This is a genomic window from Psychrobacter sp. 1Y4 (assembly GCF_051847555.1).
Map to the genome: position 1 here is coordinate 1 of NZ_JBPYDE010000913.1, position 573 is coordinate 573.

Genomic DNA, 573 nt, shown 5'->3' on the forward strand with positions numbered 1-573 from the left:
CATTTACTTATCAACCCATCAATAACAAACCTGTTTAAAGGACATAAACTATGCAAACTATCGGACACTTTATTAACGGTAGCTTAGTCAATAATGACAGCCAAACCCAAGACGTCTACAACCCATCAACGGGTGAAGTCAGTAAAAAAGTTGCGTTAGGTGGCGAAAAAACCATCGGAGAAGCAGTCGCTGCGGCCAAAGCGGCATTTCCGGCATGGAGCAAAACCTCGCCACTAAAACGTGCGCGCGTCATGTTTAAATTCAAAGAGTTGCTTGAGCAAAATGCAGACGAGATTTGCCACCTAATCGGTGAAGAGCACGGCAAGATTGTCCACGATGCGGCAGGTGAGCTACAACGTGGTATCGAAAACGTTGAATATGCGTGCGCTGCACCTGAGCTCCTAAAAGGTGAGCACAGCCGTAACGTCAGCACCAATATCGACTCTTGGAGCGAATTTCATCCACTAGGCGTTGTCGCTGGTATTACCCCCTTTAACTTCCCTGCGATGGTGCCACTGTGGATGTTCCCGATGGCGATCGTTTGTGGTAACACCTTTATCCTAAAGCCATCTG

At 47.5% G+C, this 573-nt stretch carries 1 protein-coding gene; it reads left to right on the top strand.

The annotated features are described in order from the left end of the window. Positions 1-50 precede the first annotated feature (50 nt). Positions 51-573: aldehyde dehydrogenase family protein (locus ACS8FC_RS19565; protein ID WP_439298011.1), on the top strand; the 523-nt coding region annotated here is incomplete at its 3' end.